At 48.0% G+C, this 758-nt stretch carries 1 pseudogene; it reads right to left on the bottom strand.

What is annotated here, in order from left to right:
• Nucleotides 1-146: 146 nt before the first annotated feature.
• Nucleotides 147-758: pseudogene (locus J5224_RS32310) on the bottom strand (IS630 family transposase); the annotation flags it as partial.

Raw genomic sequence — 758 nt, 5'->3', positions numbered from 1 at the left:
TCAAGACCACCAGAATGACCACCAAGGGTTGTGGGTTGCACAAACTGATTTAAGCGCTCTGCTTTAGGAGGTTATCGTTCTCTGCAGGGGAAAAGTAGTAAGAACGAGCATCAAAGAGTCTACTTAAATAACTGATCCTAATACAGCTACACTTTTGCCAGACCATGTCGGCCATCCGGGAACAGGCTGGCTGTTTTCATAAAGTGGTGAACCTTTTTCAACAGTTGCCATATTGAGCGGCACTGATGGTTTGGGTAATGGTCTCATGCAGCGCCTGCCAGAGTCGTTCAATATGATTTATCCACGGCGAATAAACCGGTTGATAAATTACGATGAACTTCGGGTTGGCCTTCAGTCAGCGTTGTGTTTCATGGCTTTTATGAATGATGTAGTAATCCACGATTAGTGTGATGGTCTTATCCCGCCGGTGACTTTCTCTCAAGTGCTTCAACAGGCTGATAAACACCTTCGAACTTTTACTGCTGCTGACGACATGGCAGACCCACACGGTGCCGCTATTTAGCGCACCTGCAAGATAGTATTTTTCATTCTGATCGGTGCTCACCACCCGCTTTTGCTGGCCACGCAACTGCCAGTCAGCCCCGATTTTGGGGTCAGATAGATATCCACATAGTCTTCGTAAAAACAGGATTTTTTGCACAACACCGGGCCAGTACCGTGCTTATCACTGCCATTTTCTCCACCCGATGCTGATCACTGATACGCAGTGTGGGTGCGGCTCTGCGCCAGACCAGTCC

Source organism: Candidatus Symbiopectobacterium sp. NZEC135, from assembly GCF_025962695.1.
The sequence above is the reverse complement of the archived record's forward strand: the minus strand, read 5'-3'. Positions and strand labels throughout refer to the sequence as shown.